Below are 14681 nucleotides of genomic sequence, written 5' to 3' on the forward strand. Positions count from 1 at the left end.
ATGGGATTACCGGTATTATGTGTCGCTACAGTCATATTTGCGCTTCTTTGGGGCATGCAAAATTTTTCTCGTAATCCAGTGCCAAGCATTTGTATTATGATTGGTACTGTAGGTTTATCGTATTATTTATTACTATTAGCTCATTATCATAAAACAGCAACGAGCGTTGTTGTGGGAGCACTTATTTTATTTTGTGGTCGTGCTGTACAAAAGGGGTTATTTCCGTAAAAGCTGTTTATACAAAGGGTATAAACAGCTTTTTGTATTTTTTTTACAGAACACTTGAAAGTTACGTAACGTCATCTTTTATAATGAAGGAGAAGAGGTGATAGTAGTGATTTCAATACAACAATTGACGAGAGAAACAGGGGTTACGGTACGTACATTACGTTATTATGATCAAATAGATTTATTAAAGCCAAGTGGGAAAACAGAGGGTGGACATCGGTTATATAGTGAAGCTGATGTCATTCGTTTGCAACAAATTTTATTTTTAAAAGAAATGGGATTTTCATTAAAAGAAACTGCGAATATGTTAGGAAAAGATGAGCTGGATTTAAAGGATTCTCTTGAAAAACAACTTCGGTTTGTACAAGAAGAACAAAAGAAATTCAATCGAATGGAGCGTATTTTACAAGCTGTTGTTTATTCAGTAGACGTCGAAGGAGATTTGGATTGGAAAGTTATGTTTGAACTTATTCAGCTTTCAAAACAGTCTCCTCGTATACGGGAAATGTTCCAAAATGAAGTATTTTCAGAGGAGGAACAAAAATTGCTTCATAATTTACCAAACATGAGTGAGGAAGATCCGAATGTGTTGGAGTGGGTAGATTTATTAAAGCAATTACGTAATTTTATGAAAGACGGTAAAGAAGCAGCGAGTGATGAGGTGCAAGAGGTAACGAAGAGATTAATGCAGAAGTGTTTGGAAATGGCTAATGGTGACGAAGCGTTTTTAGATAGGTTATGGGAAGTTAGAAAGTCAAAAGAAGATTCGCAAAGGATGGGTATGTATCCAATCGAAGAAGAACTTTTAGTATATATGGACGAAGCTTTTCGTATTTATGATGAAAGGGAGAGGGATAAATGAGTATACTCGCGGAATATCGTTGGTATTTTTTAATTGGGGCAGAGATTATATTTTGGTTATCGGCTATCGGTTTCTTTTTACTCCGTTACGGATTTCGTTTGAAGAAGGCAAGTTTTATTATGGGGATTGTACTCCTCGTAAATGAAGTGTTTATTTTAACTTTAGGGGTAGTGGACTACTATCAAACAGGAAAGTTCTCTAACTTTCAAATTATTACTGTAATTATTTTATTGTATGCAGTTTTTTACGGGAAAAAGGATTTGAAGAAGCTTGATATATTTGCGCAAAAGCTAGTTGCGAAATGGCGTAATGAACCGGTGCCTATTATTGAAGATCAGGTAGAATTAACAGGTATGGCCTATGCAAAGCAGGAAATAAAAAATTGGGTAGTACATCTTGTTTTATTCGTTGGTGTGCACATATTCTTTTTCTTCGCGTATGGATTTATTCCATTTGAACAATGGGGTAATTGGTTAGAATCGGGAATCGTTTTAAATAAAGCTGCAAGTCGCGTGAGCCAAGTGTGGGCAATTATATTTTTAGTTGATACAGCGATTTCATTTTCATATGTGATTTTTCCGAAGAAGGAGAAAGGAAAAGAAAAGCTACTTTCATAGGGGAAAGTAGCTTTTTAGGTATACAAATAATTTTTATAGGAGAGGATGGCAATAGGAAAAGGAACTGGTTTTATATGTCTATTTCTCTTTAGTTTAGTAGCATGCTCACAACCTAACATTACAATTGATAAGAAGAAGGATGTCATTGTAAAGGGAACAGGAACTTCCAATCTAGATAAATTCGAACAGTTCGTTTTGAATGTTGAACAAGGGAAAGTTGATAAAATAAGAATTGTCCATTATACACATGAAGGCGATCCAATTTTTCAAACGTTAGAGCATAGTGAGGAAGCTATACTTTATGTGTCAGATAATAGACAAGATCAATTTGCTGGTGAGGCTAAAGGGTTATATAAAGATAGTTGTAAAAGTATTGTTAAAGACCAGCGCGAATCAAAAATTACTTATAGGCTAATAGATTGTACGAAAGAAGATGGGCGCAGCGGATATGACTTAGTATATGTACCTAAAAAATAGAGTTAGTAGAGGAAGGAAGTATGTACTCCTTCCTTTTTCTATGTATATATTGTCGAAAACTTTACCGAATATCTGTTCGTTTTTTTAGGTTTTTTATAGGCATTCGTGGTAAAATAATAATACAGATTTTTATGAGGAGGTCGGATTTTACTTGGAACATCAATTTGAAATTATATCAGCGTATTCCCCGCAAGGTGATCAGCCGGTAGCTATAGAGAAGCTTGTAGAGGGAATTAATAGTGGAAAGAAAAAGCAAGTGTTGCTTGGAGCGACAGGAACGGGTAAGACATTTACAATTTCAAATGTCATTAAAGAAGTGCAGAAGCCAACACTTGTGATGGCTCACAATAAAACGTTAGCAGGACAGTTATATAGTGAGTTGAAAGACTTTTTCCCGAATAATGCAGTTGAATATTTTGTTAGTTATTACGATTATTATCAGCCAGAAGCGTATGTACCACAAACAGATACGTTTATTGAAAAGGACGCGCAGATTAATGATGAAATTGATAAATTGCGTCACTCGGCAACGTCTGCATTATTTGAACGGGACGATGTAATTATCGTTGCGAGTGTATCGTGTATATATGGTTTAGGTTCTCCTGAAGAATACCGCGAGTTAGTTGTGTCACTTCGAGTTGGTATGGAGAAGGACCGCAATCAATTGCTTCGTGAACTTGTTGATGTACAGTATGGACGTAATGATATTGATTTCAAGCGTGGTACATTCCGTGTACGCGGAGATGTAGTTGAAATCTTCCCGGCATCACTTGATGAGCATTGTATCCGAATTGAGTTTTTCGGTGATGAAATCGATCGTATTCGTGAAGTAAATGCGTTAACAGGTGAAGTATTAGCAGAACGTGATCATGTAGCGATCTTCCCAGCATCTCACTTCGTTACACGTGAAGAAAAAATGAAGGTCGCTATTGAAAATATCGAAAAAGAATTAGAAGAGCGTTTAAAGGAATTAAATGATAATGGTAAGTTGTTAGAAGCGCAACGTATAGAACAGCGTACACGTTATGATTTAGAAATGATGCGCGAGATGGGCTTTTGTTCAGGTATTGAAAACTATTCCCGTCATTTAACACTTCGTCCAGCGGGTGCAACGCCGTATACGTTATTAGACTATTTCCCTGAAGATTTCCTAATTGTTATGGATGAGTCACACGTATCGGTACCGCAAGTAAGAGCGATGTATAACGGGGACCAAGCACGTAAGCAAGTGCTTGTGGATCATGGATTCCGTCTGCCATCAGCTTTAGATAATAGACCGCTCACGTTTGATGAGTTTGAAGAGAAAACGAATCAAGTTATTTACGTTTCAGCAACGCCAGGACCGTACGAATTAGAGCAGTCACCAGAAGTAATAGAACAAATTATTCGTCCAACAGGGCTTTTAGATCCACCGATTGATATACGACCAATTGAAGGTCAAATTGACGATTTATTAGGAGAGATTCAAGATCGTATTGCAAAAAATGAACGTGTATTAATTACGACTTTAACGAAAAAAATGTCAGAGGATTTAACGGATTATTTAAAAGATGTAGGAATTAAAGTGAACTATCTTCACTCTGAAATTAAAACGTTAGAACGTATTGAAATTATTCGCGATCTTCGCCTTGGTAAATTTGATGTACTTGTCGGTATTAACTTATTACGAGAAGGATTAGATATTCCGGAAGTATCACTTGTAGCTATTTTAGATGCGGATAAGGAAGGGTTCTTGCGTTCAGAGCGTTCATTAATTCAAACAATTGGTCGTGCAGCACGTAATGAAAACGGCCGCGTTATTATGTACGCAGATCGCATAACGAGATCGATGGGCATTGCAATTGAAGAAACGCAGCGTCGTCGTACGATACAGGAAGCTTACAATGAAGAGCATGGTATTACGCCGAAAACAATTCAAAAAGGTGTGCGTGATGTAATCCGTGCAACGACAGCTGCTGAAGAGCCGGAAACATATGAAGCAACGCCAACTAAGAAGATGACGAAAAAAGAGCGTGAAAAGACAATTGCGAAGATAGAAGCAGAAATGAAGGAAGCAGCAAAAGCGTTAGACTTCGAGCGTGCAGCTGAATTAAGAGATTTACTATTAGAATTAAAGGCGGAAGGGTGAAAAGAGTGAGCATGAGCAAGGATTTTATTGTTGTAAAGGGTGCTAGAGCACATAACTTAAAAAATATTGATGTAACCATTCCGAGAAATCAGCTTGTTGTTGTAACGGGATTGTCTGGTTCAGGGAAATCATCATTAGCATTTGATACGATTTATGCAGAAGGGCAGCGCAGATACGTAGAATCGTTATCTGCGTATGCACGCCAGTTTTTAGGGCAAATGGATAAACCGGATGTAGATACGATTGAAGGATTGTCACCAGCGATTTCAATCGATCAAAAAACGACGAGTCGTAATCCGCGTTCAACTGTCGGAACGGTAACGGAGATTTATGATTATTTACGCTTATTATTTGCGCGAATTGGTACGCCAATTTGTCCGAATCATGGCATTGAAATTACATCACAAACAGTAGAGCAGATGGTAGACCGTGTTCTCGAATATCCTGAACGTACGAAATTGCAAGTACTAGCGCCTATCGTGTCAGGACGTAAAGGTGCACATGTAAAAGTACTTGAAGATATTAAGAAGCAAGGTTATGTTCGTGTACGTGTTGATGGGGAAATGCTGGATGTATCTGAAGAGATTACGCTAGATAAAAATAAGAAGCATTCCATAGAAGTTGTAATTGACCGTATTGTTGTGAAAGAAGGAATTGCAAGCCGTCTTGCTGATTCACTCGAAAGTGCATTAAAGCTTGGCGGGGGAAGAGTGTTAATTGATGTTATGGGAGAAGAGGAACTTCTGTTTAGTGAACATCATGCTTGTCCGCATTGTGGCTTTTCAATTGGAGAATTAGAACCGCGTATGTTCTCGTTCAATAGTCCGTTCGGTGCATGTCCTTCTTGTGATGGACTTGGCTCAAAGCTAGAGGTAGATTTAGAGCTTGTTATTCCGAATTGGGATTTATCGTTAAATGAACATGCAATTGCTCCTTGGGAACCGACAAGTTCACAATATTACCCACAACTTTTACAATCTGTATGTAATCATTACGGCGTTGATATGGATATGCCTGTGAAAGATATACCGAAAGATTTATTCGATAAAGTGTTGTACGGAAGCGGAGAAGAGAAGGTTTATTTCCGCTATGTAAATGAATTTGGTCAAGTGAAGGAAAATGAGATTTTATTTGAAGGTGTTATTCCGAATATAGAGCGTCGTTATCGTGAGACGAGTTCTGATTATGTTCGTGAGCAAATGGAGAAATATATGGCAGAGCAAGCTTGTCCGAAGTGTAAAGGTGGACGCTTAAAGCCAGAGAGTTTAGCTGTTTTCGTTGGTGATAAAACGATTGCTGACGTAACGAAGTATTCAGTTCAAGAAGTACAGGAGTTCTTCTCAAATGTGGAACTAACGGAGAAACAACAAAAAATTGCTCATTTAATTTTAAGAGAAATTCAGGAGCGCGTTGGATTCTTAGTGAACGTCGGTTTAGATTATTTAACGCTAAGTCGTGCGGCTGGTACGTTATCAGGTGGTGAGGCGCAGCGTATTCGTTTAGCGACGCAAATTGGTTCTCGTCTAACTGGCGTACTTTATATTCTTGATGAGCCTTCTATCGGTTTACATCAGCGCGATAACGATCGTCTTATTCGCACATTGCAAGAAATGCGCGATTTAGGAAATACGTTAATTGTCGTTGAGCATGATGAAGATACGATGATGGCTGCTGATTATTTACTTGATATCGGACCTGGTGCAGGTATTCACGGTGGGCAAGTCGTCTCAGCGGGGACGCCAGCTGAAGTGATGCAAGATGAGAATTCATTAACAGGGAAATATTTAAGCGGTAAAGAGTTTATTCCAGTTCCACTTGAAAGACGTAAAGGTGACGGAAGAAAAGTGGAAATTGTCGGTGCAAAAGAGAATAACTTAAAGAATGCGAAAATGTCATTCCCGCTTGGTACGTTTGTAGCAATAACGGGTGTATCAGGTTCTGGTAAAAGTACGATGATTAATGAAGTACTATATAAATCGTTAGCTCAAAAGCTATATAAAGCGAAAGCGAAGCCAGGGACTCATAAAGAAATTAAAGGTCTTGAGCACTTAGATAAAGTTATTGATATTGATCAATCACCAATCGGTCGTACACCACGTTCCAACCCAGCAACGTATACAGGTGTATTCGATGATATTCGTGATGTGTTTGCACAAACGAACGAAGCGAAAGTGCGCGGGTATCAAAAAGGCCGTTTCAGCTTTAACGTAAAAGGTGGCCGTTGTGAAGCGTGCCGTGGTGACGGGATTATTAAAATCGAAATGCATTTCTTACCAGATGTGTACGTTCCGTGTGAAGTTTGCCATGGCAAACGTTACAACCGTGAAACGTTAGAAGTGAAGTATAAAGATAAGAACATTTCTGAAGTGTTAGGGATGACAATTGAAGATGGAGTAGAGTTCTTTGCTAATATCCCTAAAATTAAGCGTAAACTTCAAACACTTGTAGATGTTGGGCTTGGTTATATGAAATTAGGACAGCCAGCTACGACGTTATCTGGTGGGGAAGCACAGCGCGTGAAATTAGCTTCTGAATTACACCGTCGTTCTACAGGGCGTACGTTATATATTTTAGATGAGCCAACGACTGGTTTACATGCACATGATATTGCGCGTCTTCTAGAAGTATTGCAGCGTCTTGTTGAAAGTGGAGAGACAGTTCTTGTAATTGAGCACAATTTAGATGTTATTAAAACAGCTGATTATATTGTTGATCTTGGACCAGAAGGCGGAGACAAAGGTGGACAAATTGTTGCTTCTGGAACGCCAGAGCAAGTAGTGAAAGAAGAGCGCTCGTATACAGGTAAGTATTTAAAAGAGATTTTAGTTCGTGATAAAGCAAGAATGAAAGAGAAGATAAAAGAAGTAGAGTTATCGCAATAAGTTTATTGATGAAGACCGAGTGGAAATGCCGCTCGGTTTTTATTTTACGAGGAAAAACTGGTAAGTGTGTTAGTAGGTATACAAGCATAAAGGATAGAATAAGTTGATATAAGCGCTCGTATGATACTTGCGTTTATTATCTATTAGCGTATGATGAAAGATATATGTTTAAAGGATGTGTAACGAAATGAGATGGATTGTATCACTTCTTGTAAATAGCGTTGTGTTAATCGCTGTATCGGGACTTTTAAAAGGGATTGCACCAGACGCGTTTTATGTAGCAAATATACAAACTGCAATTATTGCGAGTATTATATTAGCGATTTTAAATGTGTTCGTAAAGCCGTTTTTAATTTTAATTACGTTACCAATTACTGTTGTAACTTTCGGTTTCTTCTTAATTGTTATTAATGCGATTACGTTAAAAATAACAGATTCATTATTAGGAGATGCTTTCAATATAACGGGGTTTGGTGTAGCTATTGTTGCGGCAATTTGTATTTCAATTTTCAATATGATCATTGAAAAAGCAATTGTTGAACCGTTATATGAAAAAAAGAGAAAGTGACAAAAGGAAAAACATTTCATCATTCGTATGAAATGTTTTTTTCTATTTATTAGAAACCGTATTTCTTGTTTCCAGAAAAAAATGGTACAATATCCGGTAGAATGGAATTTTACATCAAATGAGACTGAACCCGCAGCGGAGTGGAGGTTTATACATATGCCGAAAGTAAGGACAAAAGATTTAATTGAACAATTTCAATTGGAGTTAATAAGTGGTGAAGAAGGAATTCATCGTCCGATTGATACAAGTGATTTATCACGACCTGGAATTGAAATGGCAGGATTTTTTACATATTATCCAGCTGATCGCGTGCAGCTTCTTGGAAAGACGGAGCTTACGTTCTTTGACACGTTAACGTCAGAGCAAAAACAAGAGAGAATGAAAGCGCTTTGTACTGAGGAGACGCCATGTATTATTGTAACTCGTAATCAAGATGTACCAGATGAGTTATTACAAGCATCACGTGAATCAGGCATGCCTTTATTACGTTCTTCTCAAACGACAACGAGATTATCAAGTCGTTTAACAAATTATTTAGAGGGTAAGTTAGCACCAACAACAGCTGTTCATGGTGTGTTAGTAGATATTTACGGCGTTGGTGTTTTAATTACAGGTCAAAGTGGTGTTGGTAAAAGTGAGACGGCTCTTGAGCTTGTAAAGCGTGGTCACCGTCTTGTTGCGGATGATAGCGTAGAAATTCGCCAAGAAGATGAGGACATGTTAGTCGGAAGCTCACCAGATTTAATTGAGCATTTATTAGAAATTCGTGGCTTAGGTATTATTAATGTTATGACGTTATTCGGTGCAGGGGCAGTGCGAAATTATAAGCGTATTACACTTGTTATTAATCTTGAAATTTGGGATCAAAAGAAAAATTATGATCGCTTAGGTCTGGATGAAGAGAAGATGAAGATTATTGATACAGAACTTACGAAGATTACACTTCCAGTTCGTCCTGGTCGAAACTTAGCTGTTATTATTGAAGTGGCAGCGATGAACTTCCGTTTGAAACGTATGGGAGTCAATGCAGCACAGCAGTTCTCTGAACGATTAATGAGTGCGATTGAGTTAGGAAATCAGGAGTAAACATTGGAGAGGGAGGTCATACATATGCTGTTAGGTTCTGTACCGCAGCTTGACCGTGTAGCTGTTCAACTTGGACCGTTCCCTGTATATTGGTACGGGGTTATTATCGGTACAGGTGTGCTATTAGGTCTTTGGCTAGCAACTCGCGAGGGAGAGCGGCTAGGTATTCCAAAAGATACATTTGTTGACCTTGTATTAATTGCAGTACCAATCGCTATTCTATTTGCGAGAATGTACTATGTTATTTTTGAATGGGAATATTACGCGCAAAACCCGAGTCAAATTATTAATATTCGTCAAGGTGGTTTGGCGATTCATGGTGGTTTAATCGGGGCTGTTATTACAGGGATTCTTTTTGCAAAACGTCGTGGACTTTCATTCTGGAAGTTGGCGGATATTGCTGCACCAAGTATTTTACTAGGACAAGCAATTGGCCGATGGGGAAACTTTATGAACCAAGAGGCGCATGGTGATGAAGTAACGAGACAGTTTTTAGAAGGTCTTCATTTACCAGATTTCATTATTAATCAAATGTACATTGAGGGTGTGTATTATCACCCGACGTTTTTATATGAATCATTATGGAATTTTGCAGGTGTAATTTTATTACTTGCATTACGAAAAGTGAATTTACGCCGCGGGGAATTGTTCTTCACATATTTAATTTGGTATTCAGTAGGACGCTTCTTCGTAGAAGGGTTACGTACAGATAGTTTAATGCTAGGACCACTTCGTATTGCACAAGTAATGTCAATTGGACTTGTTGTTATTTCTATTATTTTCATTATTGTGAGACGAAAAATGGGGCAAGCTGATAAAAGATATTCGGAAAATTAGAGAAAAGTAGCATCTTATTATAAGGTGCTGCTTCTTTCATATTCAGGAAAGCGAAAGGACTAGGGCAATGAGAATAAATACAGTGTTATTTGATTTAGATGGAACTTTAATTAATACAAACGAACTTATTATCTCTTCTTTTTTACATGTGTTACATACATATTATCCAAATCAGTATAAGCGTGAAGATGTATTGCCATTTATCGGTCCATCTTTGCATGATACTTTCAGCAAGATTGATGAAAGTAAGGTTGAAGAGATGATTGCATGTTATCGTCAATTTAACCATGATCATCATGATGAATTAGTAGAAGAATATGAAACTGTATATGAAACAGTTCAAGATTTGAAGAAACAAGGTTATAAAGTTGGTATTGTTACAACGAAAGCGAGACAAACGGTTGAGATGGGATTAAAGCTATCAAAGCTTGATGAGTTTTTTGATGTTGTCGTGACAATTGATGATGTAGAGCATGTGAAACCACATCCAGAGCCACTTCAAAAAGCACTTGAGTTGTTAGATGCGAAACCGGAAGAAGCGTTGATGGTTGGAGATAACCATCATGATATTGTCGGCGGACAAAATGCGGGTACGAAAACAGCTGCGGTTTCATGGACATTGAAAGGTAGAGCATATTTAGAAGCTTATAAACCAGATTTTATGTTAGATAAAATGAGTGACTTACTACCGATTTTGTCCGATATGAATCGTTCATAAAGGTTCGAGTAAGTTAGTAGGGATGCGTATCCCTACTAACTCAAAGTTTTACTTTTTTAGTGGAGGAGCGAGCTAAGTGCGACGGACAACGCGCTATCCTGTTTCAGGAGAGAATTCATTATGGAATGTGTATAAAACAGTTTCTTTTTGGAAGGTAATGAAGAATTTTATTATTATCCAAATTGCACGTTACACGCCATTTTTATCTGTGAAGAATTGGTTGTATCGTACGTTTTTACGTATGAAGGTAGGAGAGAAAACATCATTTGCACTTATGGTAATGCCAGATATTATGTTTCCAGAAAAGATAGCTGTGGGAGAAAATTCGATTATTGGCTATAACACAACGCTTTTAGCACATGAATATTTAATTCGTGAATATCGTCTTGGAGAAATCGTCATTGGAGATGAAGTGATGATTGGAGCAAATACAACGATATTACCAGGTGTGAAAATTGGAGATGGCGCGATTGTCTCAGCGGGCACACTTGTTCATAGAGATGTACCGAGCGGTGCTTTCGTAGGCGGCAATCCAATGCGTATTATTTATACGAAAGAGCAAATGGCGGCTAGAGAAGTCTCATACTAAAAATGTAACATTTCTCCTCTTTTTTTATGAATAAAAAGGAAATAATTGAGTATAATATACTGTTTTGTTTTTTACGGAATCGTTTATACTTATAGATAGAAGAATGTGTGAGCGAAGAAAACAAAAAACTGGAGGATATATGGGGAAAAATCAAAGGATATATAAGGAGAACGGACAAGTTATCTCTTTTAATCAATTAGCGGACTTCTTTTATAAAAAAGGGATGAGAGCTTACAAAGGGCAGAAATTGCAAGATGCAATTAAATACTTTCGAAGAGCGGCACAAAGTGAGAAGGAGCCGTTTATTTTATGCCAATTAGCAATAACATTGTCTGAGGCTGGGGAATATCAAGAGTCAAATCAAACCTTCTTAAAGCTAATAAAATCTAATCCAGAAATTGAACAGTGCTATTATTTTATTGCAAATAATTATGCATATATGGGGCTATTTCAACAGGCGAAGAAGTATGCGGAGCGCTATTTAGATGTTGCAGAAGAGAAGGAATTTGTAGAAGATACATTAGAATTGCTTGAAATTATGGAAGAAGAAGCGATGGGTGCGGAAGAGATTGAAGATGAAGATGATTTAATTGTTATGCAGGAAGAAGCGAATCGTTATATTCGTAACGGACAATTAGAAGAAGCAATTGCTACGTTAGAAATTGTTACGAAAGATTATCCGGAATTTTGGTCAGGTCATAATAATTTAGCCATCGCACATTTCCAATCTGGTAATGTAGATAAGGCGCTGAAGTTAACAGAAATGATTTTAGAGAAAAATCCTGGTAATATACATGCTCTTTGTAATACGCTTATTTTTCTATATTCAATTGGAGAGCATAAACAAGTAGAAGCATTAGCGGGGCAACTCGTTTCAGTATATCCAATTTCATTTGAACATCGTTTGAAACTCGGAACGACACTTGCAACAATTGGTCATTTCGAACCTGCATATAAATGGTTCAAAGTATTAAAGCGTCAAGGATACGAAGGAGACGTTAGTTTTTATTATTGGTTTGCATATTCTGCTTATATGGTGAAAGATCAGCAAGTGGCTGAAAAAATGTGGCAACATGTTGTAGAATTGCATCCTGATAAAAAAGGAAAAGAACCGTGGAATGCACTGAATTTAGCAGATGAAGGGCAAAATGTATTATTTGAAGAATTACGAAAATCATTTCAGCAAAGTGCGACGCTAGAGGAGCAAATGCTAGCTTTATATTTAATGAATGAATTGTCAACGCCAGAGAAGGTTGGATTCTTCTTTGATGTAACGCAAGCGAAGAACGGTGTTCCAATTGTATCGCAACTTGCAAAATACTTCTTTTTACTGAATAGCCATAAGAGTATTCCAGCTGATTTACAGCAATTTGAACAGTGCGTGCGAATTGCGGATGCGTTATACAATTATACGAAAAAAGATGATGAATTAATCGAAGAGTGTTTACAATTTTGGTTTTGTACATTCATACGTTTATATACATCTGGAGCGGTTTTTACAAACGTGTACGGATGGTCAGCGGCGGTTGAATACATTGTGCGCGGTGAACAAGGAAATAAGATGACACAGTCGGAGCTTGGAGATGTATATAATGTTTCTGTAGCGACTGTTCGAAAGTATGTGCAGGCTGTGAAGCGTACGCACACATAAGATAAGCAAATCATTGGGAAAAAAATGATGCTAACAGTATAATGAGGGTAACTTAATTGTGTAGGAATGGATAGGAGTGAATAGTGTGTCAGAAGAAAAAATTTATGATGTCATTATTATTGGTGCAGGACCAGCTGGTATGACAGCTGCAGTATATACATCTCGTGCGAATTTAAGCACATTAATGCTTGAGCGTGGTATTCCAGGCGGACAAATGGCAAATACAGAAGATGTAGAAAACTACCCAGGTTATGAGTCTATTTTAGGACCAGACTTATCAAATAAAATGTTCGAGCATGCGAAGAAATTTGGTGCTGAATATGCATATGGTGATGTGAAAGCAATCATCGATGGTAAAGAGTACAAAACAATTATCGCTGGTAAAAAAGAATATAAAACACGTGCAATTATCGTTGCAAGTGGTGCAGAGTATAAAAAAATCGGTGTACCAGGTGAAACAGAACTTGGCGGCCGCGGTGTATCATACTGTGCGGTATGTGATGGCGCATTCTTTAAAGAGAAAGAACTTATTGTTATTGGGGGCGGAGACTCTGCTGTTGAAGAGGGTGTGTTCTTAACACGCTTCGCATCAAAAGTAACAATCGTTCACCGTCGTGACACGCTTCGTGCACAGAAAATTTTACAAGATCGTGCTTTCCAAAATGAGAAAGTAGATTTCATTTGGAACCACACGATAAAAGAAATTAACGAAGCAAATGGTAAAGTAGGAAGCGTAACACTTGTAGACGTAAACAGTGGAGAAGAGCAAGAAGTCAAAACTGACGGCGTTTTCGTATACATCGGTATGCTACCATTATCAAAACCGTTTGTTGAGTTAGGTATTACAAATGAAAATGGTTACGTTGAAACGAATGAGCGTATGGAAACGAAAGTTCCTGGTATTTTCGCAGCTGGTGATGTTCGCGAAAAAATGCTTCGTCAAATCGTAACTGCAACAGGTGACGGTAGTATTGCAGCACAAAGCGCACAACACTACGTAGAAGAGTTATTAGAAGAACTAAAAACTGTAACAGAAAAATAAGGGATACTATACCTTTTGAGAAGAAAGCTACCGATAGGGGCTTTCTTCTTTTTTGTGAAAATGTCGAAGTTTTGTCAAAAATAAGTAGGATTATAAGCTTTCTTATTGATATACTGGACTTTACGGAAAAATCACTATAAGAAATGAGGAATTTATTCAGTATGGAATGGCGTAATATATATCGTGGATTTTGTATGGGCGTTAGTGATTTAATTCCTGGTGTGAGCGGCGGTACAATCGCTGTTGTGTTAGGGATTTATGAACAATTGCTTGCGGCAATTAGTGGGTTCTTTAGTCGTGAATGGAAAAAGCATTTAGCATTTTTAATTCCCCTTGCTGCTGGTGTGGCGGCAGCGTTTTTAACGCTAAGTCATGTTATTAAATATTTACTTGCAAATCATTATGAACCGACTCAATTTTTCTTCCTCGGTTTAATAATTAGTATATTACCGATGTTAATGAGAGAAGCTGATGCAAAGGCGTCGTTTAAAGGTAAGCATATTGTTTTATTAATAGTTGCAGCAATTCTTGTTGCGATCACAGCTTTCTTTAAGCCGGATAAGGCAGCGGATCCAATTACAACGTTAACAATTTTAAATGCAATTGGTTTGTTTTTCGCAGGATGGATGGCTAGTATGGCTATGCTTCTTCCTGGAATTAGCGGATCGTTTATTTTATTAATCATTGGTGTGTATCCAACAGCAATTAACGCTTTAACTACACTCAATTTACCATTAATCGTGGTTATTGGTGCAGGTGTTATGGTCGGATTTGTTGTAAGTAGTAAAGGAATTAGTTTTTTACTGGATCGTTATAAAAGTATGACATTTGCGGCAATTATTGGACTTGTTATCGGTTCGATTGTAATTGTGTTCCCTGGTATTCCAACTGGTGGATTTTCAATTGTAAGTTCAATTATTACCTTTATTCTAGGGTTTGCGATTGTTACTTATTTCGGTAAGAAATAAGGGTTTTAGTCCCCTTAGCGATAAAAAT

14 protein-coding genes are annotated in these 14681 nt (G+C 37.6%); all 14 read left to right on the forward strand.

Features of this window, described 5'->3' with window-relative positions; all coding sequences use genetic code 11:
• The 14 genes from BAQ48_RS04105 (at nucleotide 1) to BAQ48_RS04170 (ending at nucleotide 14653) form a co-directional block, all read left to right on the forward strand.
• On the forward strand, nucleotides 1-228 hold the full coding sequence (locus BAQ48_RS04105) for a hypothetical protein (RefSeq protein WP_000524145.1): 228 nt from the start codon (nucleotides 1-3) through the stop codon (nucleotides 226-228).
• 106 nt (nucleotides 229-334) lie between these two features.
• Nucleotides 335-1090, forward strand: coding sequence for a MerR family transcriptional regulator (locus BAQ48_RS04110; RefSeq protein WP_116758467.1), 756 nt, complete (start codon nucleotides 335-337; stop codon nucleotides 1088-1090).
• Nucleotides 1087-1707, forward strand: a complete 621-nt coding sequence (locus BAQ48_RS04115) for a hypothetical protein (protein WP_071710082.1) — start codon at nucleotides 1087-1089, stop codon at nucleotides 1705-1707. Before BAQ48_RS04110 ends, BAQ48_RS04115 begins: the two co-directional genes overlap by 4 nt.
• 45 nt (nucleotides 1708-1752) lie before the next feature.
• On the forward strand, nucleotides 1753-2184 hold the full coding sequence (locus tag BAQ48_RS04120) for a DUF4362 domain-containing protein (protein ID WP_071710083.1): 432 nt from the start codon (nucleotides 1753-1755) through the stop codon (nucleotides 2182-2184).
• Between the two features lie 151 nt (nucleotides 2185-2335).
• The gene (gene uvrB, locus BAQ48_RS04125; RefSeq protein ID WP_071710084.1) at nucleotides 2336-4312 is read left to right on the forward strand and encodes an excinuclease ABC subunit B; all 1977 of its coding nucleotides are present in this window, start codon (nucleotides 2336-2338) and stop codon (nucleotides 4310-4312) included.
• Between the two features lie 11 nt (nucleotides 4313-4323).
• Nucleotides 4324-7194 (forward strand): excinuclease ABC subunit UvrA, encoded by a 2871-nt coding sequence (gene uvrA / locus BAQ48_RS04130; protein WP_071710085.1) that lies wholly within the window; start codon nucleotides 4324-4326, stop codon nucleotides 7192-7194.
• Between the two features lie 187 nt (nucleotides 7195-7381).
• Complete coding sequence (locus tag BAQ48_RS04135) at nucleotides 7382-7762, forward strand: phage holin family protein (RefSeq protein ID WP_001267306.1); 381 nt, start codon at nucleotides 7382-7384, stop codon at nucleotides 7760-7762.
• Between the two features lie 156 nt (nucleotides 7763-7918).
• A complete protein-coding gene (gene hprK, locus BAQ48_RS04140; protein ID WP_001127250.1) occupies nucleotides 7919-8848 on the forward strand; it encodes an HPr(Ser) kinase/phosphatase in 930 nt (309 codons plus the stop codon).
• Between the two features lie 24 nt (nucleotides 8849-8872).
• On the forward strand, nucleotides 8873-9685 hold the full coding sequence (lgt, locus tag BAQ48_RS04145; RefSeq protein ID WP_071710086.1) for a prolipoprotein diacylglyceryl transferase: 813 nt from the start codon (nucleotides 8873-8875) through the stop codon (nucleotides 9683-9685).
• Between the two features lie 67 nt (nucleotides 9686-9752).
• Nucleotides 9753-10403, forward strand: a complete 651-nt coding sequence (gene ppaX / locus BAQ48_RS04150) for a pyrophosphatase PpaX (protein WP_071710087.1) — start codon at nucleotides 9753-9755, stop codon at nucleotides 10401-10403.
• A gap of 76 nt (nucleotides 10404-10479) precedes the next feature.
• The gene (locus tag BAQ48_RS04155; protein WP_001255058.1) at nucleotides 10480-10992 is read left to right on the forward strand and encodes an acyltransferase; all 513 of its coding nucleotides are present in this window, start codon (nucleotides 10480-10482) and stop codon (nucleotides 10990-10992) included.
• Nucleotides 10993-11131: 139 nt separating this feature from the next.
• On the forward strand, nucleotides 11132-12643 hold the full coding sequence (locus BAQ48_RS04160) for a tetratricopeptide repeat protein (protein ID WP_000517716.1): 1512 nt from the start codon (nucleotides 11132-11134) through the stop codon (nucleotides 12641-12643).
• A gap of 85 nt (nucleotides 12644-12728) precedes the next feature.
• A complete protein-coding gene (gene trxB, locus BAQ48_RS04165; RefSeq protein ID WP_071710088.1) occupies nucleotides 12729-13685 on the forward strand; it encodes a thioredoxin-disulfide reductase in 957 nt (318 codons plus the stop codon).
• Between the two features lie 161 nt (nucleotides 13686-13846).
• Nucleotides 13847-14653: a DUF368 domain-containing protein gene (locus BAQ48_RS04170; protein ID WP_071710089.1), complete on the forward strand. Its 807-nt coding sequence runs from the start codon at nucleotides 13847-13849 to the stop codon at nucleotides 14651-14653.
• Nucleotides 14654-14681 lie beyond the last annotated feature (28 nt).

This window comes from Bacillus luti, assembly GCF_001884105.1.
In the GTDB taxonomy this organism is placed as follows: domain Bacteria; phylum Bacillota; class Bacilli; order Bacillales; family Bacillaceae_G; genus Bacillus_A; species Bacillus_A luti.